General features: G+C 66.7%; 12 protein-coding genes and 2 riboswitches. Of the genes, 7 read left to right on the top strand and 5 right to left on the bottom strand.

Features of this window, described 5'->3' with window-relative positions:
- The first annotated feature begins 25 nt into the window (after nucleotides 1–25).
- Nucleotides 26–222: riboswitch (cobalamin riboswitch) on the top strand.
- Between the two features lie 106 nt (nucleotides 223–328).
- The 3 genes from metE (at nucleotide 329) to MEU52_RS06575 (ending at nucleotide 7,066) form a co-directional block, all read left to right on the top strand.
- Nucleotides 329–2,671 carry a 5-methyltetrahydropteroyltriglutamate--homocysteine S-methyltransferase gene (metE, locus tag MEU52_RS06585; protein WP_238120747.1) on the top strand — a complete coding sequence of 781 codons (2,343 nt, stop codon included), beginning with the start codon at nucleotides 329–331 and terminating at the stop codon, nucleotides 2,669–2,671.
- A 78-nt stretch (nucleotides 2,672–2,749) separates the two neighbouring features.
- Nucleotides 2,750–2,944, top strand: a riboswitch (cobalamin riboswitch).
- Between the two features lie 106 nt (nucleotides 2,945–3,050).
- A complete protein-coding gene (locus MEU52_RS06580) occupies nucleotides 3,051–5,900 on the top strand; it encodes a ribonucleoside-diphosphate reductase subunit alpha (RefSeq protein WP_238120748.1) in 2,850 nt (949 codons plus the stop codon).
- A gap of 20 nt (nucleotides 5,901–5,920) precedes the next feature.
- Nucleotides 5,921–7,066 carry a ribonucleotide-diphosphate reductase subunit beta gene (locus tag MEU52_RS06575; RefSeq protein ID WP_238120749.1) on the top strand — a complete coding sequence of 382 codons (1,146 nt, stop codon included), beginning with the start codon at nucleotides 5,921–5,923 and terminating at the stop codon, nucleotides 7,064–7,066.
- Nucleotides 7,067–7,167: 101 nt separating this feature from the next.
- Here the strand turns inward: MEU52_RS06575 and prfB are convergent, their stop codons facing one another.
- The 4 genes from prfB to MEU52_RS06555 form a co-directional block, all read right to left on the bottom strand.
- Complete coding sequence (gene prfB / locus MEU52_RS06570) at nucleotides 7,168–8,298, bottom strand: peptide chain release factor 2 (protein ID WP_238120750.1); 1,131 nt, start codon at nucleotides 8,296–8,298, stop codon at nucleotides 7,168–7,170.
- A 127-nt stretch (nucleotides 8,299–8,425) separates the two neighbouring features.
- Nucleotides 8,426–11,002, bottom strand: a complete 2,577-nt coding sequence (locus MEU52_RS06565) for an EAL domain-containing protein (protein ID WP_238120751.1) — start codon at nucleotides 11,000–11,002, stop codon at nucleotides 8,426–8,428.
- Nucleotides 11,003–11,255: 253 nt separating this feature from the next.
- On the bottom strand, nucleotides 11,256–13,664 hold the full coding sequence (locus tag MEU52_RS06560) for a penicillin-binding protein 1A (RefSeq protein WP_238120752.1): 2,409 nt from the start codon (nucleotides 13,662–13,664) through the stop codon (nucleotides 11,256–11,258).
- 318 nt (nucleotides 13,665–13,982) lie between these two features.
- Complete coding sequence (locus MEU52_RS06555; RefSeq protein WP_238120753.1) at nucleotides 13,983–15,131, bottom strand: N-acetylmuramoyl-L-alanine amidase; 1,149 nt, start codon at nucleotides 15,129–15,131, stop codon at nucleotides 13,983–13,985.
- A gap of 959 nt (nucleotides 15,132–16,090) precedes the next feature.
- Here MEU52_RS06555 and MEU52_RS06550 point away from each other — a divergent pair.
- The 4 genes from MEU52_RS06550 (at nucleotide 16,091) to MEU52_RS06535 (ending at nucleotide 22,524) form a co-directional block, all read left to right on the top strand.
- The gene (locus tag MEU52_RS06550) at nucleotides 16,091–19,267 is read left to right on the top strand and encodes an Rne/Rng family ribonuclease (RefSeq protein WP_238120754.1); all 3,177 of its coding nucleotides are present in this window, start codon (nucleotides 16,091–16,093) and stop codon (nucleotides 19,265–19,267) included.
- A gap of 453 nt (nucleotides 19,268–19,720) precedes the next feature.
- Nucleotides 19,721–21,283 (top strand): GGDEF domain-containing protein, encoded by a 1,563-nt coding sequence (locus tag MEU52_RS06545; protein ID WP_238120755.1) that lies wholly within the window; start codon nucleotides 19,721–19,723, stop codon nucleotides 21,281–21,283.
- A 457-nt stretch (nucleotides 21,284–21,740) separates the two neighbouring features.
- A complete protein-coding gene (locus tag MEU52_RS06540) occupies nucleotides 21,741–22,205 on the top strand; it encodes a hypothetical protein (RefSeq protein WP_238120756.1) in 465 nt (154 codons plus the stop codon).
- Nucleotides 22,206–22,218: 13 nt separating this feature from the next.
- Nucleotides 22,219–22,524: a hypothetical protein gene (locus MEU52_RS06535; protein ID WP_238120757.1), complete on the top strand. Its 306-nt coding sequence runs from the start codon at nucleotides 22,219–22,221 to the stop codon at nucleotides 22,522–22,524.
- A gap of 15 nt (nucleotides 22,525–22,539) precedes the next feature.
- Here MEU52_RS06535 and MEU52_RS06530 read toward each other — a convergent pair whose 3' ends face one another.
- Entirely contained in the window at nucleotides 22,540–23,388 is an 849-nt protein-coding gene (locus MEU52_RS06530; protein ID WP_238120758.1) for a DUF1194 domain-containing protein, read from the bottom strand.
- Between the last annotated feature and the right edge of the window lie 73 nt (nucleotides 23,389–23,461).

The raw sequence follows: 23,461 nt of genomic DNA, 5'->3' as shown, positions 1-23,461 counted from the left end.
TCTTGACAGGGGCGGGCGGCTCGGCTCAGATCGCGTTTGTCGTGGTTCTCCGGGGTCCTTGGGCACCGGAGCTAAGAGGGAAGCCGGTGCAAGGCCGGCGCTGCCCCCGCAACTGTGAGCGGTGAGCCAGGGTCCATTCATGTCACTGGGCGCAAGCCCGGGAAGGCGGACCTGAAGCGATGATCCGTGAGCCAGGAGACCTGCCGTGACACAACACGTCCTCGGGCGGGGTGTCCCGGTGGTGCGCTTTGGCTCCGCCGGCTGCGCCGTGCCGGGTCCTTGTCGCTTGCCGCCACGGCCTTGCCCCCAATCATAGGGCCTCAACGCCGTGACCACGTTTTCTCAATCCTCCATCGCGGTAGCCACCCTCGGTACCCCGCGCATCGGCCCCCGTCGCGAACTGAAGCATGCGCTGGAGAGTTTCTGGGCCGGCAGGACCACGCAGGCGGAGCTCCTGGCCACCGCCGCCAGCCTGCGCGCCGCCAATTGGGTCCGGCAGCGGGCGCGTGGGGTCACCATCATCCCCTCCAGCGATTTCTCCCTTTACGACCACGTGCTCGACACCTCGGTGATGGTGGGGGCGATTCCGCAGATCTACGGCTGGAGCGGCGGCAAGGTGCCGCTGCCGATCTATTTCGCCATGGCGCGCGGTAGTATCGGTGCGCAAGAGGCGGCCTGTGGGCATGCTCATGGGGCATCGGGCGTACCGGCGCAGGAAATGACCAAGTGGTTTGACAGCAATTACCACTATATGGTGCCTGAATTCGCGCCGGAACAACGCTTCGCGGTGGCCAGCCTCAAAGTCGTCGATGAGTATCGCGAGGCGAAGGCCCTCGGTTTTGACACGCGCCCCGTGCTGCTGGGGCCGGTGACCTTCCTCAAGCTCGGCAAGTCCAAGGTCGAGGGGTTCGATCCGCTGTCGCTGCTGAGCAATTTGCTGCCGGTCTATACGGATATCCTGCGCCGGCTGGCGGCCAATGGGGCGCAATGGGTGCAGATGGACGAGCCGGCCCTGGTGCTCGATCTGACCGACGCGGAGCGCGCCGCCTTCCGCCGTGCCTATGGCACCTTTGCCCGTGCATTGCCCGACCTCAAGATCATGCTCACCCCCTATTTCGGCGCCCTCGGCGACAATCTCGACACGGCCCTGGCCTTGCCGGTGGCGGGGCTCCACCTCGATCTTTGTCGCGCGCCGCAGCAGCTTGAACAGGTGGCCGGGCGCACACCCCGGGGGCTGGTGCTGTCGCTCGGGATCATCGACGGGCGCAACATCTGGCGCGCCGATCTGCCGGCCCTGGTTGAGCGCCTGAAGCCCGTGGTGGCAAAGCGGGGCACCGACCATGTCGAGCTCGCGCCCTCCTGCTCGCTGCTGCATGTCCCCATCGATCTGGAGCAGGAGACCGATCTCGATCCGGACCTGACGTCCTGGCTCGCCTTCTCCGTGCAGAAGATGGACGAGCTGGCGGTGCTGGCGGCGGCCCTGGCCGGACGGGCGGAGGAGGTTCAGCCGGCGCTCGCGTCCTCTGCGTCGGCCGCTGCCGCCCGTCGCGCCTCGCCCAAGGTGCACAATGCGGCGGTGGCGGCGCGGGCCGCCGCTGTCACCCCCGCCATGGGCCGCCGCGCCCATCCGTTCGCGGTGCGGGCGGAGGTGCAGCGCCGGCGGTTCGCTCTGCCGGCTTTTCCCACCACCACCATCGGCTCGTTCCCGCAGACCGCTGAGGTGCGGCAGGCGCGAGCGGCCCATGCCAAGGGGGCGCTGGACGATGAGGCCTACGCGGCCTTCCTGAAGGCGGAGACGGCCCGCACCATCCGCTGGCAGGAAGAGATCGGCCTTGACGTGCTGGTGCATGGCGAGTTCGAGCGCAACGACATGGTGCAGTATTTCGGCGAGCAGCTCTCCGGCTTCGCTTTCACCAGGCATGGCTGGGTGCAGAGCTATGGCTCGCGCTATGTGCGCCCGCCCATCCTGTTCGGCGATGTGGCGCGCCCGGCGCCCATGACGGTGGCGTGGTGGCGCCATGCCCAGTCCCTCACCGACAAGCCGGTGAAGGGCATGCTCACGGGGCCGGTGACCATCCTCAACTGGTCGTTCGTGCGTGACGACATCCCGCGCAGCGCCGCCTGCCGCCAGATCGCCCTCGCCATCCGCGACGAGGTGCACGATCTGGAGCAGGCCGGCGCCGCCATGATCCAGATCGACGAGGCGGCGTTGCGTGAGGGCCTGCCCCTGCGCCATGGCGAATGGGGCGCCTATCTCGACTGGGCGGTGGCGTGCTTCCGCCTGTGCGCATCGGGCGTCGCGGACGAAACCCAGATCCACACCCACATGTGCTATTCGGAGTTCAACGACATCATTGCCGCCATCGCCGCCATGGATGCGGACGTGATCTCCATCGAGACCTCGCGCTCGAAGATGGAGTTGCTGGATGCCTTCAAGACCTACAAATATCCCAACGAGATCGGCCCGGGCATCTATGACATCCATTCCCCCCGGGTGCCGGGCACTGAGGAGATGGCGGCTCTGATCGGCCTTGCCCGTCAGCGGCTGGATGACGCCCAGATCTGGATCAACCCCGATTGCGGCCTGAAGACCCGCAAATGGGATGAGGTGAAGCCGGCGCTCATCAACATGGTGGCCGCCGCCCGCGCACTGCGCGCGCCATCGGCCTGAGTCCCGACCCGGCGCGGCGTGGCCCGCACCGGGTGCTTTTCCGTTCGTCTAAATATTGACATGCGTCGGGATTGTCGGCCTACATGTAGTGGTCACGGTCCCCTGAGTCGAAAGGCCAGGGGCGAAGAGGGAAACCGGTGTGAAGCCGGTGCTGCCCCCGCAACTGTCAGCGGCAAGCCAAGGTCCAATCCTGTCACTGGGCGCAAGCCTGGGAAGACGGACCCGACGCGACGACCCGCGAGCCAGGAGACCTGCCGTGACACCGCAATCGTCCTCGGGCGGGGTGTCCCGGTGGATCGCAGGTCCGGCTCGGGGCGCGTGCGCCTGGCCGCTTTGCGTCCGCTCGGCCTTTGCCCCCAGAGCATGGGGTTTGAGCCGAATGTCCCTCGAAATTCTCTCCGCGCGCCCGCAGTCCGCGCCCCTCGCGCCGCCGCCCGCCCTCCGCGGGGCGGACCCTGCCTATCAGGTGATCCGGCGCAACGGGGCGGTGACGCCGTTCGATCCGGCCAAGATCGCGGTGGCGCTCACCAAGGCGTTCCTGGCGGTGGAAGGCGGCTCGGCCGCGGCCTCGCGCCGGGTGCATGACATCGTTGTCGATCTCACCGCCCAGGTGGTCGCCAACCTGACCCGCCGGGTGGAGGCGGGGCGCACCTTCCATATCGAGGATGTGCAGGACCAGGTGGAACTGGCGCTGATGCGCGGCGAGTACCACAAGGTGGCCCGCGCCTATGTGCTCTATCGCGAGGAGCGGGCGCGGGAGCGGGCCGCGGCGCGCACGCCTGTCGCGCAGACGCAGGCCCCGCGCCTTCACATGCGCGCCGCCGATGGAGCCCTCGTGCCGCTCGACGACGCGCGGCTGGATGCGCTGGTGCGCGAAGCCTGCGCCGGCCTCGATGGCACGACGGCAGAACCCATCCTCGCCGAGACGCGGCGCAATCTCTATGACGGCATTTCGCAGGAGGAGCTGGCGCTGGCACCCATTCTCGCCGCCCGCACTCTGATTGAGACTGAGCCCAATTATTCCAAGGTTTCCGCCCGCCTGCTCACCGACACCCTGCGGCGCGAGGCGCTGAGCTTCGTGTTCCACCAGCCGGAGGCGGCGACGCAGACAGAGATGGCGGCGCGCTATGGCGATTATTTCCCCGCCTTCATCGCCGCCGGTGTCGCAGCCGAGCTCCTGGACCCCGAGCTTGCCCGCTTCGACCTGCCGCGCCTTGCCGCCGCGCTGAAGCCGGAGCGGGACCTGCAGTTCGATTATCTCGGGCTCCAGACCCTTTACGATCGCTATTTCCTGCACGTCTCCGGCACCCGCTTCGAGCTGCCGCAGGCCTTCTTCATGCGGGTGGCCATGGGCCTGGCGCTGCGCGAGATCGATCGGGAGGCGCGGGCGATCGAATTCTATGACCTGCTCTCGTCTTTCGATTTCATGGCCTCGACCCCCACTTTGTTCAATGCCGGCACCCTGCGCCCGCAATTGTCCTCCTGCTTCCTCACCACCGTGCCCGATGATCTCGACGGCATCTTCAAGGCCATCCGCGACAATGCGCTGCTCGCCAAATATTCCGGCGGCCTCGGCAATGACTGGACGCCGGTGCGGGGCCTTGGCGCCCACATCAAGGGCACCAATGGCGAAAGCCAGGGGGTGGTGCCGTTCCTGAAGGTGGCCAACGACACGGCCATCGCCGTCAACCAGGGCGGCAAGCGCAAGGGTGCCGTGTGCGCCTATCTCGAAACCTGGCATGTGGACATCGAGGAATTCCTCGACCTGCGCAAGAATACCGGCGACGACCGCCGCCGCACCCACGACATGAACACCGCCAATTGGATCCCGGACCTGTTCATGGAGCGGGTGGAGGCCGGCGCCGATTGGACCCTGTTTTCACCCGATGAAGTGAGCGACCTGCACGACCTTTATGGCGCGCCCTTCAAGGCCGCTTACGAAGCCTATGAGGCGCAGGCGGCGCGGGGCGAGATCAAGGTGTTCCGCACCGTGAAGGCGGTGGAGCTGTGGCGGCGCATGCTCACTCTCCTGTTCGAGACCGGCCATCCCTGGATCACCTTCAAGGATCCCTGCAACCTGCGCTCGCCGCAGCGCCATGTGGGGGTGGTGCATTCCTCGAACCTGTGCACCGAGATCACCCTCAACACCAGCACCGACGAAGTGGCGGTGTGCAATCTCGGCTCGGTCAATCTCACCGCGCACGTGGCGGCCGAGGGACTCGATCTCGAGCGGCTGCGCCGCACCGTCTCCACCGCCATGCGCATGCTGGATAATGTGGTGGACATCAATTTCTACACCATCCCGCAGGCGCGCCGCTCGAACCTGCGCCACCGTCCGGTGGGCTTGGGGCTGATGGGCTATCAGGATGCGCTGGAGAAACTCGGCCTGCCCACCGCCTCGGAGGGGGCGGTGGCGTTCGCCGACACCTCCATGGAGGCGCTGAGCTATTTCGCCATTTCCGCGTCGGTGGACCTTGCCGCCGAGCGCGGGCGCTATGCCTCGTTCGAGGGCTCGTTATGGTCCAAGGGCATCTTGCCCCTGGACAGCCTCGATCTTCTGGCCGAGGCCCGGGGTGGCCATGTGGAACTGGACCACTCCGCGACCCAGGACTGGGCGGCCCTGCGCGCCCGGGTGATCGAGGTGGGCATGCGCAATTCCAATGTGCTGGCCATTGCGCCCACCGCCACCATCTCCAACATCGTTGGCGTCTCCCAATCCATCGAGCCGGCCTATAGCCAGCTTTATGTGAAGGCCAACATGTCCGGCGACTTCACGGTGGTGAACGCCCATCTGGTGCGCGACCTCAAGGCCCGAGGCTTGTGGGACGAGGTGATGGTGTCCGATCTCAAATATTATGATGGCATGGTGAGCGCGATTGATCGGGTGCCGGAAGATCTGAAGGCGCTTTATGCCACCGCGTTCGAGATTGCGCCGGAATGGCTGATCCGCGCCGCCGCGCGGCGCCAGAAATGGATCGATCAGAGCCAGTCGCTCAATCTCTACATGGCCGAACCCTCGGGCCGGAAGCTGGACGAGGCCTATCGCTTCGCCTGGCGGCAGGGGTTGAAGACCACTTATTATCTGCGCGCCCGCTCCGCCACCCATGTGGAGAAGTCCACCCTGAAGGGCACAGACGGCAAGCTCAATGCCGTCGGTGCCGCGCCCATCCTGGTGGAGGCGCCGCGCGCCTGCGCCATCACCGATCCCACCTGCGAAGCCTGCCAGTGAACGGGCAAGGAGATATGGACATGCTCGATTGGTCGGAGCCCGCGGCCCCTCCCTTTTCCGATGCGCCGGTGCTCCCGACGGCATCCGGGCAGAGGGCCGAGCCGCCGCCGGCGGATGCCACCGGACTTGGTGCCATCGATCGTTCCGGTGGCCGGGTCAGCGTGGATGAAAAGCGCATGATCAATGCGCGGGCGGATGTGAACCAGATCCTACCCATGAAATATAAGTGGGCATGGGAGAAGTATCTGTCTGCCTGCAACAATCATTGGATGCCCACCGAGGTCTCCATGCAGGCGGACATCGCCTTGTGGAAGTCGAGGGACGGGCTGACCGAGGACGAGCGGCGCATGGTGAAGCGCAATCTCGGCTTCTTCGCCGCCTCCGAGAGCCTGGTGGCGAACAATATCGTGCTCGCCATCTATCGCCATCTCACCAATCCCGAATGCCGGCAATATCTGCTGCGCCAGGCGTTCGAGGAGGCGGTTCACACCCACACCTTCCAATATATTGTCGAAAGCCTGGGCCTTGATGAAGGCGAGCTGTTCAACATGTATCGCGAAGAGCCTTCCATTACCGACAAGGCCGCCTGGGCCCTCGCTTACACGCAGAATCTGGCAGATCCCCTGTTCGCCACGGGCACCGCCGAGACGGACCAAGCCTTTTTGCGCGATCTGGTTGCCTTCTACGTCGTCTTCGAGGGCATGTGGTTCTACACCGGCTTTGCGCAGATCCTCTCGCTGGGCCGGCGCAACAAGATGGTGGGTATTGCCGAGCAGTATCAGTACATCTTGCGGGATGAGAGCATTCACCTGAATTTCGGCATCGACGTCATCAACCAGATCAAGGCGGAAAACCCGCATCTGTGGACGCCGGCGTTTCAGGACGAGGTGCGCGGCATGCTCAAGGATGCGGCGGAACTGGAGGTGGCCTATGGGCGCGATACCATGCCCCGCGGCCTGCTGGGCCTGAATGTGGGACTGTGCGCGCAATATATGCACGTCATCGCCAACCGCCGTTGCGCGCAGCTCGGCCTCGCCTCGGTGTTTGCCGAGGCGGAGAACCCCTTCCCCTGGATGAGCGAGGCCATGGACCTGAAGAAGGAAAAGAACTTCTTCGAGACCCGGGTCATCGAATACCAGAACGGCGGCGCCCTGGCCTGGGATTGAGGGCGGGATAGACAAAGGCCGCGGTCTCGCGCCGCGGCCTTTGTCTTACTTCAGGAGGAAAGGGCGGCCCGTGGCCACCCGGGCTCAATCCACATCCGGCGTCAATCCACGTCTTCGACCTGCTCCGGTCCGCCGCCGTAGGCGCGCTGGGCGAGCGCGGCCTGCATGAAAGCGTCGAGATCGCCGTCGAGCACCTCCTGCGGGGTGCCGGAGGTGACGCCGGTGCGCAGGTCCTTGACCAACTGATAGGGCTGCAGCACGTAGGAACGGATCTGGTGACCCCAGCCGATGTCGGTCTTGGCGGCCTGCTCGGCGGCGGCTTCCGCCTCCCGCTTCTTCAGTTCAAGGTCATAGAGCTTGGCGCGCAGCATGTTCCAGGCCGTGGCGCGATTCTTGTGCTGGGAGCGGTCGCCCTCGCTCACCACCGCGATGCCGGTGGGAATGTGGGTGAGGCGCACCGCCGATTCGGTCTTGTTCACGTGCTGGCCGCCAGCGCCGCCGGAGCGCATGGTGTCCACCCGCACGTCCGCCTCTTTGATGTCCACCACGATGCGGTCGTCCACCACCGGGTAGACGTCGACGGAGGAGAAGGAGGTCTGACGACGGGCGTTGGAATCGAAGGGGGAGATGCGCACGAGCCGGTGCACGCCGGCCTCGGTTTTCAGCCAGCCATAGGCATTGTGCCCCTTCACCTGGATGGTGGCTGACTTCAGGCCGGCCTGCTCACCCTGCGATTCGTCCATCAGCTCCACCTTGAAGCCGTGCCGTTCCGCCCAGCGCGTATACATGCGCAGCAGCATCTCGGCCCAGTCCTGGCTGTCGGTGCCGCCGGCGCCCGCATGGACTTCGAGATAGGTGTCGTTCGAATCGGCCTCGCCCGAGAGCAGGGATTCCAATTCGCGCCGGGCGAGCTCGGCCTTGAGGGTGTCGAGAGCCATGCTGGCTTCACCCACCACCCCTTCATCACCCTCCGCCTCGCCGAGCTCGATGAGCTCCACATTGTCGGCGAGGTCCTGGCTCACCCGGTCGATGGCGCCCAGCGCATCTTCCAGGGTGGTGCGCTCCTGCATGATCTTCTGGGCGCGCTCGGGCTCGTCCCACAAGGTGGGGTCTTCCACCATGGCATTGAGCTCGTCCAGGCGCCGACGGGAACGGTCCACGTCGATGTGGGACCGCAGCAGATCCAACGACTGTTTGATCTCGTCGACTTTCGCGGCGAGTTCCGCACGCATGGCTTCATCATCTCCGGGTAGGGCGGCGGAAAATAGCGGCGGGCGGCACCGGTGTAAACGGGGCCCGCATGGGTCTCTCGCAATGGCGGGCTTCGCTGCACCGCCACGGCGCCCCCATCATGGTGGGTCAGGTCAGGGATGCGGGCTCGACGCCGGTCGCGGCGCCAGGTCCGCAGCCGCGGGCGAGGCGCCCCTCGAGCCAGCCTTCGAAATCGGCGGGCGCGAGCGCGCGGGCGAACAGATAGCCCTGCGCGGCGTCGCAATCCAGCTCCTGTAGCAGCCGCATCTGCTTGTCCGTCTCCACGCCTTCGGCCACCACCGTCATGCCCAGGCTCTGGCCGATGCGGATGACCGCCGTGGCCAGAGCCTGGGCATGCTGGTCGCGCTCCAGGCTCAGCATGAAGGAGCGGTCGATCTTCAGCTCGGCGATGGGCAGGCGGGCGAGGGCGGACAGGCTGGAATAGCCGGTGCCGAAATCGTCCATGGCCAGGCGCACGCCCAGGGCCTCGATGGCGCGGGCGGTGGCCAGCGAGTTGGGGTGCTGATCCATCATCACCCGCTCGGTGATCTCCACCCGCAGATCCGAGGGGGTGAGCTGATGGCGGCGGAGCTCCTCGACAATGACGTCGACGATGGCATCGGAACGGAAACTGACCGGCGACAGGTTGACGGAAATGTGGGGCACGGGCCGCCCCTCCGCCCGCCACTTGGCCATCTGCGCGCAGGCGGTTTCCACTCCCCACTGGTCGATGCCGGAGATGAGGCCATATTCTTCCGCCAGGGCGATGAAGCGCGGCGCGGGCACATCGCCATGCACCGGGTCGTGCCAGCGCGTCAGCGCTTCCACGCCGTGCAGCGTGCCGGTGTCGATGCGCACCTGGGGCTGGTAGTATTGCTTCAGCGCGTGGCTCTGGATCGCCTTGCGCAGGGCGACGCTGAGCACGAGGCGGCTCTGGACCCGCTGGTTGAGGTCCTCGGTGAAGAAGCGGAACTTGCCGCGCCCCTCCCGCTTGGCTTCGTACATGGCGGTGTCTGCGTGCTTCAGCAGGGTTTCGGCATCCACCCCGTGGTCCGGGTAGAGGGCGATGCCGATGCTCACCGACATGGCAAGGGTGAGCGCCTCCACATTGAAGGGCGCCGCGAGGTATTCCAGCAGCCGGCTCGCTATGCGGCTCGCCTCGTCGCCGCGGCAATTGTGGATGAGGATGACGAATTCGTCGCCGCCGATGCGGGCCACCATGTCGCCGGTGCGCAGCTGGGCCTTCAGGCGGCGGGCCATTTCCACCAGCAATTGATCGCCAGTGGAATGGCCGAGGGTGTCGTTCACATCCTTGAAGTGATCGAGATCGAGGAACAGGAAGGTCAGCGGCAGCTGCAGGGCCTCCGCCCGCAGGATCTCCTTGCCCATGACACGCAGCAGCTCGCTGCGGTTGGGCAGGCCGGTGAGCGTGTCCATGGTCGCCAGCCGGTCGATATGGCGCTTGGAATCCTGCCGCTCCATGGCGAGCGCCGACAGGCCGGCGCAGGCGTTGACGATCTGCTGGTGCCAGGGGGAGGGGGTGCGCCGATCGGTGAAATAGAAGGCGAATGTGCCGGCCACCTTGCCACAGCGCAGCTTCACCGGAATGGACCAGCACGCCAACAGCTCGGGAGGCAGAGGCAGCCAGCGAAAATCGTCCCACAACGGGCTGGTGGCGATGTCTTCCACCAGCACCGGCTCACCCAGGAAGGCGGCGGTGCCGCAGGCGCCCACCTTCGGACCGATGGTGAGGCCGGTGACCGCAGCGGTGAAGCTGGGCGGCAGGCTGCGGCCGGCCAAGGGTTGCAGCTGGCCGTCGTCGGTGACGCTGATGAGCGAGCACAACACGCCGGGGGCGATGGCTTCAACCTTGGTGCAGATGAGGTCGGCCACGTCGGCGAGCGGCTCGTCGGAGACGATGGCGGCCAGCACGTCGCGCTGCAGCTCCTCGATCTGCTTCGTCTGGGTGATGTCCGCCAGCACCGCCACGATGTTGCGCAGCTCGCCGGTCGCATCATCCTGAACGCGGTTGAAGGTGGCAGACACCCAGACGCCCTTTCCCGAGCTGTCGTGCAGAAGAACCTCTTCGGTGAAGCCGGTGGTCGTCGTCAGGCGCTCCACCAGCCCTTCACTCAGCTCCCGGTGTTCATGATCCTTCGAGAGACGGTCGAAAGGCAACGTCCCGGCCACGTCCGGAAGGGCATAGCCGAACATCTCTGTGAAGGCGTGGTTAACGTAGACAATCCTGGCGTGAGAATCCGTGACGAGCACAATCCGGCCCGTGGTTTCGGCCACCAGGGACAAGATGCGCAATTGCTCGCGCCGGCTCACGTCTTCGGTTACGTCCCGCACGAAGGCGGCGTAATAGCTGGCGTCGTTGAGCTCGATGGCGGTGAGCGCCAGCTGGCCCCAGACGCGGCTGCCGTCGCAGCGCTCGATTGGCATCTCTCGGCTCGAGCCGACGATACGATTGACGCCGCTGGTGCGATGGCGCGCGATGAAGTCGTCGTGATGGGCGCGCATCTCCGGCGGTACCAGGCAGCGGACGTTCTTATGCAGGACGGTGTCGGCGGAGACGCCCCAGAGGCGTTCGGCGGCGGCATTGAAGAAGACGATGTCGTTCTTGTCGTCGATGAAGACGACGGCATCCAGGCACTGGGTGAGGGCCGCGAAATTGAGTTCCATCAGCCCTTCTGTGCCCATGCCCATCCCCCCGCCGCCCCGCGGGGCGGGAATGGCTCTGACTGCACGCACGGCGAGCGTGCCGATCCGCCGACTTCGCCCACTCCTTTGTTAAAGTTAGCAAATTCCTCAACGTTGTACAGCTTGACGCGCGGTTTTCACGGCGGGTTGTAAAATCCAACTGCCGATTGTGTTGCGCGGAGTAGCCTATGCTGAAGCGCAGCGGGCCGTCCCAAGGACGGCCCGCTGTCAATCTTCAGTAGAGCCCGCCGGTGGCGGCCGGTGTGGCCGCCGAAGGCCCGCCGCTGGACGGCCCGGAGTAGTCCGACACCGAATAGCTGTCCGGCGGGGCGGTGCCGGGCTTGAACGCCTCGAGGATGGCGTAGCCGCCGGGGCCGGTGCGCTGGCCGCTCTTGCGATCGACCCGCACCAGCTTGATGCCGGCGGGAACCGGGAAGGGAATGGCCGGCCGGTCCGCCAGGGCGGTCTTCATGAAGTCGCGCACGATGGGCGCGGAGATGAGGCCGCCGGTGGAACCCTTGCCCATGGGCTTGGGCCGATCGTAGCCGAGGTAGACGCCCACCACCATTTCCGGCGTGAAGCCGATGAACCAGGCGTCCTTCTCATCATTGGTGGTGCCGGTCTTGCCGGCGATGGGCTTGCCCAGATCCTTCAGCGCGGTGCCGGTGCCGTACTGCACGACGCCTTCCATCATGGAGGTGATCTGGTAGGCGGTCATGGGGTCGAGCACCACCGGCCGCCGATCAATCAGGGTGGGTTCCGGCTGGTTCTCCCACTTCGTGGCCTCGCAGTCGCGGCATTCGCGCTCGTCGTGGCGATAGATGGTGTGGCCGTAGCGGTCCTGAATGCGGTCGATGAGCGAGGGGGTCACCTTGTGCCCGCCATTGGCGATCATGGCGTAGGCGCCCACCATGCGCATCAGCGTGGTCTCGCCGGCGCCGAGCGACATGGACAGGAGCGGCGGCATCTCGTCATAGACGCCGAAGCGCTTGGCATATTCGGCGATGATGGGCATGCCGATGTCGTTGGCGAGCCGCACCGTCATCACGTTGCGCGAATTGGTCAGGCCGAAGCGCAGGGTCTGGGGCCCATAGAACTTGCCGGAATAGTTCTCCGGCCGCCAGGTGGCCTGGCCGGTCTGCTCCAGCTCGAACGGCGCATCCATGACGATGGACGAGGGGGTGTAGCCATTGTCGAGCGCGGTGGCATAGACGATGGGCTTGAAGGAGGAACCCGGCTGCCGCATGGCCTGGGTGGCGCGGTTGAACTGGCTCTCGTCGAAGGAGAAGCCGCCGGTGAGCGCCAGCACGCGGCCGGTGGTGGGTTCCATGACCACCATGGCGCCTTCCACTGCCGGCAGCTGGTGCAGGCGGAACTGTCCCTGGCGGTTGGGCAGGGCTTCCACATAGACCACGTCACCGGGCTTGAGGACGCTGGTCAGGGGCCGGCGGGTCCATTTGGCGCCGTCGGGCGTGATGAGGCCCACCTCGCGCTCGGTGGAGCGGGCGCCGGACTTGGTGCGCGGCGGCTGCAGGCCGATGCGGGCGGCGTCCTTGTTGACATCCAAAACCACGGCGAGGCGCCAGGGAATGTCATTCAGCTCCTTCACCTCGCCCAGCTTCACGCCCCAATCGGCGGCAGAAATGTCGATGGTGGTAACGGGCTTGCGCCAGCCGCGCTGCTCGTCGAAGCGGATCAGGCCGTCGGCCAGGGTCTTCTTCGACAGCGCCTGCAGCTTGGGGTCGAGGGGGGTGCGCACCGAAAGCCCGCCCTCATAGAGCTTGCTCTCGCCATAGCGCTCGTAGATCTGCCGGCGCACCTCCTCAGCATAATATTCGGAGGCGAAGATCTGCGCACCGGACGTGCGGTTCACCACGTCGAGGGGGGCGTTCTTGGCGGCCTCGCCTTCGGCGGGGGTGACGAAGCCGTTCTCCACCATGCGATCGATCACCCAGTTGCGGCGATCGGTGGCGCGGGCGCGCTCGCGGAAGGGGTTATAGGTGGACGGCGCCTTCGGCAAAGCGGCGAGATAGGCCACTTCCTGAACGTTCAGCTCGTCCACCGACTTGTCGAAATAGACCAGTGCCGCGGCGGCGATGCCATAGGCCCCCATGCCGAGATAGATCTCGTTGAGATAGAGCTCGAGGATGCGATCCTTGGAATAGGCGCGCTCGATGCGCAGGGCCAGCAACGCTTCCTTGATCTTGCGGTCGATGGACACCTCATTGGTGAGAAGGAAGTTCTTCGCCACCTGCTGGGTGATGGTGGAAGCGCCCTGGGGGCGGACGTTCTTGCCGTAGTTCTGCAGATAGAAGGACGCGGCGCGGAAAATGCCGGTGGGGTCGACGCCGCCGTGCTCGTAGAAATTCTTGTCCTCGGCGGAGAGGAACGCCTCGATCACCAGCTTGGGCACCGACTCGATGGGGATGTAGAGGCGGCGCTGCTTGGCATATTCAGCGACCAGCGCGCCATCGGCCGCGTGCACGCGGGTCATCACCGGCGGCTCGTAATTCTGCAGCTGGGTGTAATCAGGCAGGTCCTTGGAATATTTCCAGACCATATAGGTGGCGCCGGCGGCCCCCACCAGCAGGACGAGGGTGCAGAGCGCGAACACGAAGCCCAGAAACCGCATCAACACACGCATCTCGCCGGGTTCCTCCGCAACAGAAAGGGCGCGCCGCACGCACCATCTGCCCCAAACCGCACCGGTTCACCGCGCGGACAGAAAGGGGCGACATCGCCTTACCGCGACTCGGCTCCGCTGCGAAGTGCCATGTGTGCGTGCGGCGCCGATCAGCCGCAACTGCCCCATCACATCCGCGCGAAGCCCCCGGTGCGACGGGACGGTGGCCACGGGGCGGCCGAAAGCCCATCGTCACCATCGCGGTGGCGCTGCTGCGCCTGCTATGAGGGCCAAACATGGCCGCTTCGCGACGGGGCGCCGGTGCGTTGCCCGCGGGCCTCAGTTCGCAGGCCTTTGCTCCGCCCGGGCGGCACGCCAGGGGCCACCGGCGCGGGTGGCGAAGAAGGCGTCGACGGCCCCCGCCATGGCATCGGTGACACGGTCCCGCCATTCGCTGGAGGTCAGCTGCTTCAGGTCCTCGGCGCTCGACATGTAGCCGAGCTCCACCAGAACCGAGGGCACATCATGCGCCCGCAGCACCCGGAACCCAGCGGATTTCAACGGCGTGCGATGGGTGCGCACGGTGCGTTTCAGCTCCTGCACCAGATCGCGGGCGAAGTGGGCGGAGAAGCTGCGGGTCTCCCGCTGGGCCAGGTCGACGAGGATGCCGGCGACCTCGTCCGGCTCGTCGCTGAGGTCGACGCCGGCGATCAGGTCCGCCTTGTTCTCCTGCTCCGCCAGGTGGGCGGCATCGGCATCGCTGGCGGTATCGGAGAGGGTATAGACGCTGGCGCCGCGGGCCTGTCCATCGTTGCGGGCGAGAGCGTCCGCATGCAGGGAGATGAACAGGGCGGCGCGGTTTTTCCGGGCGATGCGCACCCGCTCGCCCAGGGCGATGAAGGTATCTGTGGAGCGGGTCAGCACCACGCGGTAATGGCCGGTCTTCTCCAGCTTGTCACGCAGGGTCAGGGCGGCTTCGAGCACGATGTTCTTTTCGGCGAAGCGGCTGTAGCCGGTGGTGCCGGAATCGATGCCGCCATGGCCGGGGTCGAGCACGATCACCGGTCGCGCATCGGTTGCCGTCTCCGGCGCCGGTGCCGCTGTGGTCGCCTGGGCCGCCGCGGTGGCGCGCGCCACCGTGCGGCGGAACGTCTCGGCATCGGTCGGCACGAGGTCCACCACCAGCCGCGCCGGCTGATCATCCACCGGATCGAGCACGAACGCCTTGTCGATGCGCACCGGGCCGGTGGCATCCAGCACCATGCGCGCCTTGCCGGCGGCGAAGACACCGTAGCGATAGGCGGAAACCAGGCCGCGCCGCTGCGGGCCCGCCTCGCCGGACATGGCGAAGACCGTGTCGGTGAGGTCCACCACCACGCGGTACGGATCGGCCAGGGTGAAGGTCCGCACTTCCACCGCGCGGTTGAGATCCACCACCAGCCGGGTGCGCTGGGCGTCGCCCGCCAGGAGAAGGTCGTGGGCGACCACCGGTTGGGCTGTCGTGGCCGGGGATGGGGCGTGGGCGGCCGGAGCGACGTCGGTGCCGGCGGGCGAGGGTGTGGATAAGCCGAAAAGGCCGCACCCCAGCACCGCTGCGGCCAGGGCCACCCGCCAGCGGGGGGCGGAAAGGCGCCGGGGTGGCAGTATTCCGCTGCCGCTTGCGGCGGCAACCGAAGCTGCGATGTGCTCGGGCGTATGGTCCATGCGCATCCCGTGTTCGCCAGCGTCCCTCTCCCACAAGGGATAGGAGCGCGTCCGTTAACTGAAGGTTGACGGCGGGAGCGCGGCCCGCAGCAGGGTATGTTCCCTTGGGATATGAGGGGTCGCGCGGCGCGTTTTGGTGCGCCGATGGATCATGAGCACACGCATAAACCTTGCCAAGCACGAAGTCGCGCGCGTAAAAATGGGCGGTACACAGTTCGCGTTCCGGACCAGGCTCTTCGGCCCCCGGCTGCCGCGGCTGCCGCGGGTGTTGGTCGCGGCCGGGAAATCCACGGGGATCCTTTGCGGGTCCCGTGTTCCGGCTGGTGTCCTCGCCCTTTCGCAGGTGGTTTCCCGGGCTCGCGGCTCCGTCGCGGCATTGTCCGGGTGCCTTGCGCGGCGGTTTCGATCAGCCTTCCGAAGCACGCCTTCGAGGGACGATTTGGGGAATCGGGCGGGCGTGTGCCGTGCTGGGTCGGGGCTTTCCGCTTCGGATCCAGTGGGACCCTTCATTGAGGATCGGGTAGCCGAGGGCATGGATTTTTCTCCGCACGACAGGCGCGTTCGCCGCGCCACCGTGTGCCCCGACGCCGCGGGTGTGAACGACACCCCGCGGCGCGACCGAGCCTCCGACTCTTTACGTCATCACATCCGGCGTTCTTGCGGCGCCCGGGCGGGTCTTTTGGAGATCCGCGCCCGGGGCTTGTGGCGGAGCCTTGGCTCCGGCGCCGTGAAGAGAGAATTCCATGGCCAACAAGATGCTTATCGATGCGACCCATCCGGAGGAGACCCGGGTGGTTGTCGTGCGCGGGAACCGGGTCGAAGAGTTCGACTATGAATCCGCATCCCGCAAGCAGTTGCGGGGCAACATCTATCTCGCCAAGGTGACGCGGGTGGAGCCCTCGCTCCAGGCGGCGTTCATCGAATACGGCGGCAACCGCCACGGCTTCCTCGCCTTCAGCGAGATCCATCCGGACTATTACCAGATCCCGGTGGCCGACCGGCTGGCGCTGATCGAGGAAGAAGAGCGCGCGGCCCGCCTAGCCGAGGACGAGGCCGACATGCGCGAGAAGCGTCGCGAGCGCGGCCGCTCCAAGAAGGCGCGCGCCGATGCCAGCGTGAGCGAAGAGGCCGAGGAGCCCGTCGCCGCAGAGGTGGAGCCGCAGTCCGCCGAGGGGGCCGACGCCGCCCCCGAAGCTGCCGCGCCCGAGGCCGAGGCCGCCGCCGTCGAGGCGGCTGTGGGAGAGGCCGCCCCCGCTGCCGTGGAGCCCGCCGAGATCACTGCGCCCGAAGAGGCCCCCTCCGACGAGGTGACCGAACCGGCCGAGGCGCCGGTGGATGTGCCGGCGGCCGAGGATCATCCGATCCGCCATGTGGATACCGTCAGCGAGCTGCTGATTCCGGCCGAAGCGGTCGCGGCCAGCGAGGAACTGGTGGAGGCGGCGGCCGACGCCGTGCTGGGTTCCGCCCTGCCGGCGCCGGTCGAGCAGGAGCTCGACGACGCGCGCGCCCGCCGCCAGGAGGCGGAAGCCGGCGAATCCCATCCCGCGCCGATCCTGCCCGAGGATGACGAGGCCGGTGACGAGGTCTCCGCTGAGGCTCCGGCGGAAGCCCGTCGCGCCGAGGAGGACGACGAGGACGAGGACGACGGCGACATCCACCAGATCGACGAGGACGAGGAGATCGAGCACCTCGGCGCCGATGAGGACGCCCTGGAAGAGGTGCCCGAGCGCGCCCCGCAGCGTCGCGCCCGCACCTATAAGATCCAGGAGGTGATCCGCCGCCGCCAGGTGATGCTGGTGCAGGTGGTGAAGGAGGAGCGCGGCAACAAGGGCGCTGCCCTCACCACTTACCTCTCCCTGGCCGGCCGCTATTCGGTGCTGATGCCCAACACCGCCCGGGGCGGCGGCATCTCCCGCAAGATCACCAACACCACCGATCGCAAGCGTCTCAAGGAAGTGGTGCAGGACCTGGAGGTGCCGGAGGGGATGGGCGTCATCCTGCGCACCGCAGGGGCCAACCGCACCAAGACCGAGATCAAGCGCGACTTCGAATACCTGCTGCGGCTGTGGGAGACGGTGCGCGAGCTCACCCTGTCGTCCGCCGCGCCGAGCCTGGTCTATGAGGAGGGCTCGCTGATCAAGCGGGCCATCCGCGACCTCTATAACAAGGACATCGACGATATCCAGGTGGCCGGCGAGGAGGGCTACAAGGAAGCCAAGGACTTCATGCGCATGCTCATGCCGAGCCATGCCAAGGCGGTCCTGCCCTATCGCGAGCCCCAGCCCATCTTCGCCCGGTTCGGGGTGGAGCAGCAGCTGGACGCCATGTTCTCCCCGGTGGTGCAGCTGAAGAGCGGTGGCTACATCGTCATCGACCCCACCGAGGCGCTGGTCTCCATCGACGTGAACTCGGGCCGCGCCACCCGCGAGCACCATATCGAGGACACGGCGCTCAAGACCAATCTGGAGGCGGCCGAGGAGATCGCCCGCCAGCTGCGCCTGCGCGATCTTGCCGGCCTGATCGTGGTCGACTTCATCGATATGGAGGAGAAGCGCAACAACCGGGCGGTGGAGCGCAAGCTCAAGGATTGCCTCAAGAACGACCGGGCGCGCATCCAGATCGGCCGCATCTCCCATTTCGGCCTCCTGGAAATGTCGCGCCAGCGCATCCGCACCGGCGTGCTGGAAAGCTCCATCGAGGTCTGCCCCCATTGCGGCGGCACCGGCCACGTGCGCTCGGCGGCCTCGGTGGCGCTGCAGCTGCTGCGGGCGCTGGAAGAGCAGCTGCTGCGCTCGGTCACCCACAATCTCGTCGCCCGCACCCGCACCGAGGTGGCGCTCTATGTGCTGAACCAGAAGCGCGCCCATCTGCGCGATCTGGAAGAGCGCTTCAACGTCACCCTCTCGGTGGCAGCCGACGATACGGTGACCGGCCACCAGCCCTTCATCATCGACAAGGGGGATCTGGCCGCCCCGCCGCCGCCGCCGCCCCGCGCCGCCCCGGTGGTGCACCCCGATTCAATCGCCCCGGAAGAGGCGTTCCTGGATGAGGAAGAGGACGATCTGGAGGAGGCCTCCGCCGAGACCGACGCCCAGGGCGAGGACGCCGGGGACAAGGGAGACGAGAACGGCCGCCGTCGCCGCCGCCGTCGCCGTCGCCGGCGGCCCGATGAGCGGGAGGAGAGCCGCGAGGACGCCGCCGAGGGCGAGGATGAGGACGAAGCCGCCGCTGCCGCAGACGACAGCGAGGGCGAGGACGACGCCCAATCCGATGAGGAGCGCGGCGATGACGACGCCGCCGATCGCCGCCGCCGCCGGCGCGGTCGTCGCGGTGGCCGCCGCAATCGCCGGGAGCGCGATGGAGAGGGCGACGAGACGGCGTCCGACGACACCGCCGATGATGCCGCCACCGGGGACATGGCCAGTGAAGACACGGCGAGCCAGGACACGGTGACCGGCGCCGAGACCGAGGACAAGAGCCCGGCGACCGAGCCGGTCGCCGGCGCGGACGACGCGACCGCCGCCGCACCTGCCGCCGTCACCGAGGCCCCCGCCGAAGGCGCGGCATCGGTGAGCGCGCCGGAACCGGTTGCCGAAGCGGTGGAAGAGCCGGCCGCGCGGCCGGCGCGCCGTCGCCGTTCCACGGTGCGCGAGAAGGCACCGCCGGTGGCCGCCGGTGCGCCGGTGGAACCGGTCGCCGAGCCTGCCGCGAAGCCTGAGGCCGAGCCCGCCGAGGCCCCCCTGGAGCCGGCCTCGGCCGAGACCCGGGAGGCCGAGACCCCAGAGGCCGCGCCCAGCGAAAGCACCCCCTCGGAGCCGCCGCCCGCCGAGGCCTCCGCCGAGCCGGCCCCGACCGACCCGGACACCCCGCCCGCCAAGCCCCGCTCGGGCTGGTGGCAGCGCAAACTGTTCGGCGGCTGACCGACAAGCAGCCGGCGGCGCGGCCGCCGGCTGTCCTCAGATGAGAAAAGCCGGAGTTGGGGCCTGATGCCCCGGCTCCGGCTTTTTTGTTGGTGTGAGGGGGAGGGCTTCTAATATTTCGGGGCGGGGGCTTGTTGGACCCATCGCGGACGTTCGAGCGTCCGTTATGTGGGCGTGATATTGGGCTTGGGGTTATTTGTGGGCCGTGAAGCATGTCGGCTGACGGGGCCCGATTGTCGTCACCAGCACTGTGCGAGCACTTCAACCGAATGCCGGGCGTGACGGGCGAGAATGGCCTGAGCACTATTCCGAAAGCTGATCCGGCATGCGGCACAACAGAAGATGAATTGCGGGGACGGCAGATCTGCTGCAGGTTTTGATTTGGACCATCGTTTTACCATTGGAGACAGTGTGGGTCGGTTGCCGTCGCAGCACATCCAGCATGGGCGGCAGATGCCGCCTATCGTGCGTTGGGTGACGCTGGGCATCGCCATGGGCTGGCTGGCCTTGGCGGCCGGGCTGGGGTGGTGGATGTCGCAGCGCCTCATGGCCGAGGAACTCGAAAGCCTAGCCGCCAGCGCTGAATATGAAGCCAATATGACCGCGCGCGTCGTTGATCGGTTGTTCACCGAATTGACCAGCATGGCGAATATGGTGGCAAGCCAAAGTCAGGTGGTTCAGCTCGCCGCACGCTATCGCGTCGATCCGCCCGGCTTCGCCGAATTGACACGTGAGGAGCGCGCTGCAAAGTTCACGAGCGATCCCTTGGTGCGCAGGGTCGGTGATTTCATGACGCGGCTATCCAATGACCTGCGTTATGCTCGAATTTATATGAATAATTTGTCACATGATACGGTGATCGCCAGCCAATGGGCGGAGCCGTTTAACATCGTGGGCCAGATCTACACGGGCCGGGCCTACCTTATTGATGCGTTGCGCGATGGCAGCGGGCAGCAGTTCGGTATCGCTCGCCTGAACCACACGGCATCCTATTTCGTGGCCAGTCGTATCGATGATGCCAACGACGTGCCGCTCGGCTCGGTCACCGTGAAGTTCGACGCGCCGGATATGGCGCTCTATCTGACTGGCCGGCATATGGCGCTGATCGTGAACCGTCAGGGGCGCGTGACCACGGCTTCGTCCGCGCCGTTCATCCTACGCAATGTGGCGGCACTTCTGCCGCCGGACACTCTGCGACGTTCCGACAACGACGACGAAGATCCCGGCAAGCCGATGGACGTGCGCGCGTTGGCCGGCTCTGGCCTCGGCGATCAATGGCTCATCGACGGGCACCCCTATCTGCTCCGCCGTCAGCCATTGAACAACGCGCAATATCAGTTGCTCACGCTGGCTGCGCTCGATCACCTCGCGCCCATGCGCCGGCAGCACTTTTGGATCGCGAGTTTAGTGGCGGGCTTCGGCCTTGTCTTAGTTCTGCTGTCCGGTCGTCTCGCTGGAGAAATGGTAAGCCGCCACCAGGAAGAGCGGCATGCAGCGCGATACGACGCGCTGACCGCGCTGCCAAATCGCCGGGCGATTCTCGCGGAGTTGGCTCGGTATTTCGCTTTGGCGAAGCGTACGAAGCAGTTTGTCCTGGTGGCATTCATTGATCTGGATGGGTTTAAGGCGATCAATGACACCTATGGGCATGAGATCGGCGACGAGTTCCTGATCGAGGTTGGGCGGCGCCTCTCGACCGGTCTGCGTGCGGGCGACATGCTGGGGCGATGGGGGGGCGATGAGTTCGTCGTGATCGGGCTGACGGCCTCTTCCGGGACCGATGATCCAGGCGGTGCATCGGAGGCGATGCGCCGACGATTGGCGCCGCTCCTGAGCGGTACATATGCTTTTGCCGAGTGCCGTTTCGACTATCCGGGCGCAAGTCTGGGCATTGCCAGCGCCGATCCGTCTGTCAGTTCGTTGCAAACTGTACTTAAGGAGGCCGATCAGCTCATGTATGCCGACAAACAGGAACGGCGGGCGCGGGTTGGCTCGCCGCAGAGGACGGAAGCCTAGGCGAAGACGGTCCCGGACCAATGACGATGTCATCATGCGCTTGCTTGGTTTGGCCCGGCTGTTGTTGAGGTCGTTCTGCCGCGGAGTGGCCGCGCCGGTTCGCGCATAGGAGAGGGCGCTCCGGTAAACGCTTGCGCGGCTTCGGCTTGTCGTCCCTGACGTGCGCCCGTGAATTCCTGCATATCCGTTCGTGGGCGTTGTTTGCGGAATGGTGGTCGGGCGCGGAGGTCTCGCCTGCCGCTGACAGAACTGATGTTGCGTCTGCAGCGTGATGACTGGCGTGTCGGTATCGTCTGAATTTGCCGGCCATGTGGTCGGATCGGCGGCAGGCCGGCGCTGGCGGGGGCTGTGGCAGCCCGCGCCGTCTCCGCCCCCCAACTGGCGCGCAATATGCCTGCGGGGGGCGGGCCCGGCGGTTTGGTCGGGTTTACGACGCAGAACCCGACAGGAGCCGATCTTGCCCGTATTGCAGGAAACCCGCGTCAGCGTTGCCCTCGCTCCCGCCAAGCCGGTTGGCCTGGCCGATCTCGGGGTGCCCCTCGATGACGCCACCGTGGTGAAGAAGGGCCGCGTGCACGAGTTCCATCAGCTTTTGGCGGAAGGCGCCATCGGCCGGCGGTTCCAGGATCTGAAGGTCATCGCCATCAAGACCACCGAGGCGGGGCTCGCCGGCGCCAAGGTGTTCGTGCAGTTCGAGGCGTTCGGCGACAATACGGCAGCGGTCGGCCCGGCCGGCACGTTCGAGGCCACTTTCTTCGCCGGGGAGCGGGTGCTGGCCACCGTCGCCTCCAGCGATCTGTTCCTGCCCTATGCCAGTTTCTGGTACGCCAACCGCTTCGTGTTCGCGCTGCCGCTCGCCGATTTCGACGCCGCCGACCGCATGGCGTTCATCGCCACGCCCGCCGAGGTGCGGATCGTCTAGGGGCGGAGGGGGCATGATCTATCCGCGTGTGACGCGCGTTCCGCACCGCCTGTTGGGCGACATGCTGCGCATGAGGCTGAGCGAGACGGTGTCTTTCGACCTCACCCTGGAGGAGGGACGCACGCTGTCGCGGGCCTTCACCGCGGTGGCCCATGATTTTCGCCGCACCGATGCGCTCTATCTGAGCCCGGTGGGGAGCGATGATGCATTTTCCGCCGCCGTCGACGCCGGCGGCGTCCATGTGGAAACCCCCGCGGGGCCCCACCACCTCAGCTGGGAGGACGTGAGCGAGCTGGCGGAGCGGCTGGCGGTGGAGTGAGGGGCCGGCCCGTCCTCAATTGGACCAGTGGTCGATCCACATGCGCTCGCCGATGGTGCAGGAGATGCGCGGGGCGCCGGCGGCCGTGGGCACCACGAGACCCGGGCCCGGCGGCGGCACCACGCCGGCCACCTCCAGCACCAGCTTGGTCTTGATGGCGCGGGCGAATTCGCTGGTCCGCTCCACCGGGATCACGAACGCGCCCGGCCCGCCGATGACGCAATCTTCGTAATAGACGTCGATCTCCGGCACATCGATGGCGGCTGAGCTGCCCCGCTTCAGCACCAGGGGCAGGCCGTTGATGGTGATGCCCCGCTGCACCACCGCGTCGCGCACCAGGTGAACCGGCGGCCCCTGGTTGTTCACCCCGTCGCCCGAGACGTCGATGACCCGGCGCAGGCCCTTGAAATCATTCTGGTCGAACAGGTCGGCGCTGAACAGCAGGGCGCTGGAAATGGAGGTGCGGTAGACCCGGTGCTGCGGCGCCGTGGCGATGGCGTCGGCAAAGGCGCGGGCACTCTGCGGCCCGTCGATCAGCTGCCAGTCCACCACCACCCGCTGCTCATGCTCGCCGGCCCATTCCACATAGAGGACGGCGATGCGGCCCTCGGGGCCTTCCCGCAGCGCCTGCAGGAATTCGGCGGAGGTGATGGCGCTCACATAACCCTGGCGCTGCAGGGTCTGCTCTTCCGTGTCCATGGAGTAGGACACGTCCACCGCCAGCACCAGCTCGAGGTCCACTGGCCGCCCGCCGGTATCGGCCGCCGCAGCGCCCGGCGCCAGCAGCAGGGCGAGGCCGGCGCCCTGCAGGCCGGTGCGCCAGATCCACCCCCATTGTTCCCGCCAAGACGTGCGCGTGCTCATGCTGTGTCACTCCCCGACGGGCGGTGTCCACCGCGACATTGCGTCGCGATGATGCTGACACCTTCCGGTCGGG

The sequence above is a fragment of the Xanthobacter sp. NM-25 genome, from assembly GCF_022138605.1.
In the GTDB taxonomy this organism is placed as follows: Bacteria; Pseudomonadota; Alphaproteobacteria; order Rhizobiales; family Xanthobacteraceae; genus Xanthobacter.
The sequence above is the reverse complement of the archived record's forward strand: the minus strand, read 5'-3'. Positions and strand labels throughout refer to the sequence as shown.

Bases quoted from the DNA above. Each gene is read 5' to 3' on its own strand.
- MEU52_RS06580 (WP_238120748.1), top strand. From the start codon at position 3,051: ATGTCCCTCGAAATTCTCTCCGCGCGCCCGCAGTCCGCGCCCCTCGCG.
- MEU52_RS06560 (WP_238120752.1), bottom strand. From the start codon at position 13,664: ATGCGTGTGTTGATGCGGTTTCTGGGCTTCGTGTTCGCGCTCTGCACC.
- MEU52_RS06545 (WP_238120755.1), top strand. From the start codon at position 19,721: ATGCCGCCTATCGTGCGTTGGGTGACGCTGGGCATCGCCATGGGCTGG.
- MEU52_RS06575 (WP_238120749.1), top strand. From the start codon at position 5,921: ATGCTCGATTGGTCGGAGCCCGCGGCCCCTCCCTTTTCCGATGCGCCG.
- MEU52_RS06530 (WP_238120758.1), bottom strand. From the start codon at position 23,388: ATGAGCACGCGCACGTCTTGGCGGGAACAATGGGGGTGGATCTGGCGC.
- MEU52_RS06550 (WP_238120754.1), top strand. From the start codon at position 16,091: ATGGCCAACAAGATGCTTATCGATGCGACCCATCCGGAGGAGACCCGG.
- MEU52_RS06565 (WP_238120751.1), bottom strand. From the start codon at position 11,002: ATGGAACTCAATTTCGCGGCCCTCACCCAGTGCCTGGATGCCGTCGTC.
- MEU52_RS06535 (WP_238120757.1), top strand. From the start codon at position 22,219: ATGATCTATCCGCGTGTGACGCGCGTTCCGCACCGCCTGTTGGGCGAC.
- prfB (WP_238120750.1), bottom strand. From the start codon at position 8,298: ATGCGTGCGGAACTCGCCGCGAAAGTCGACGAGATCAAACAGTCGTTG.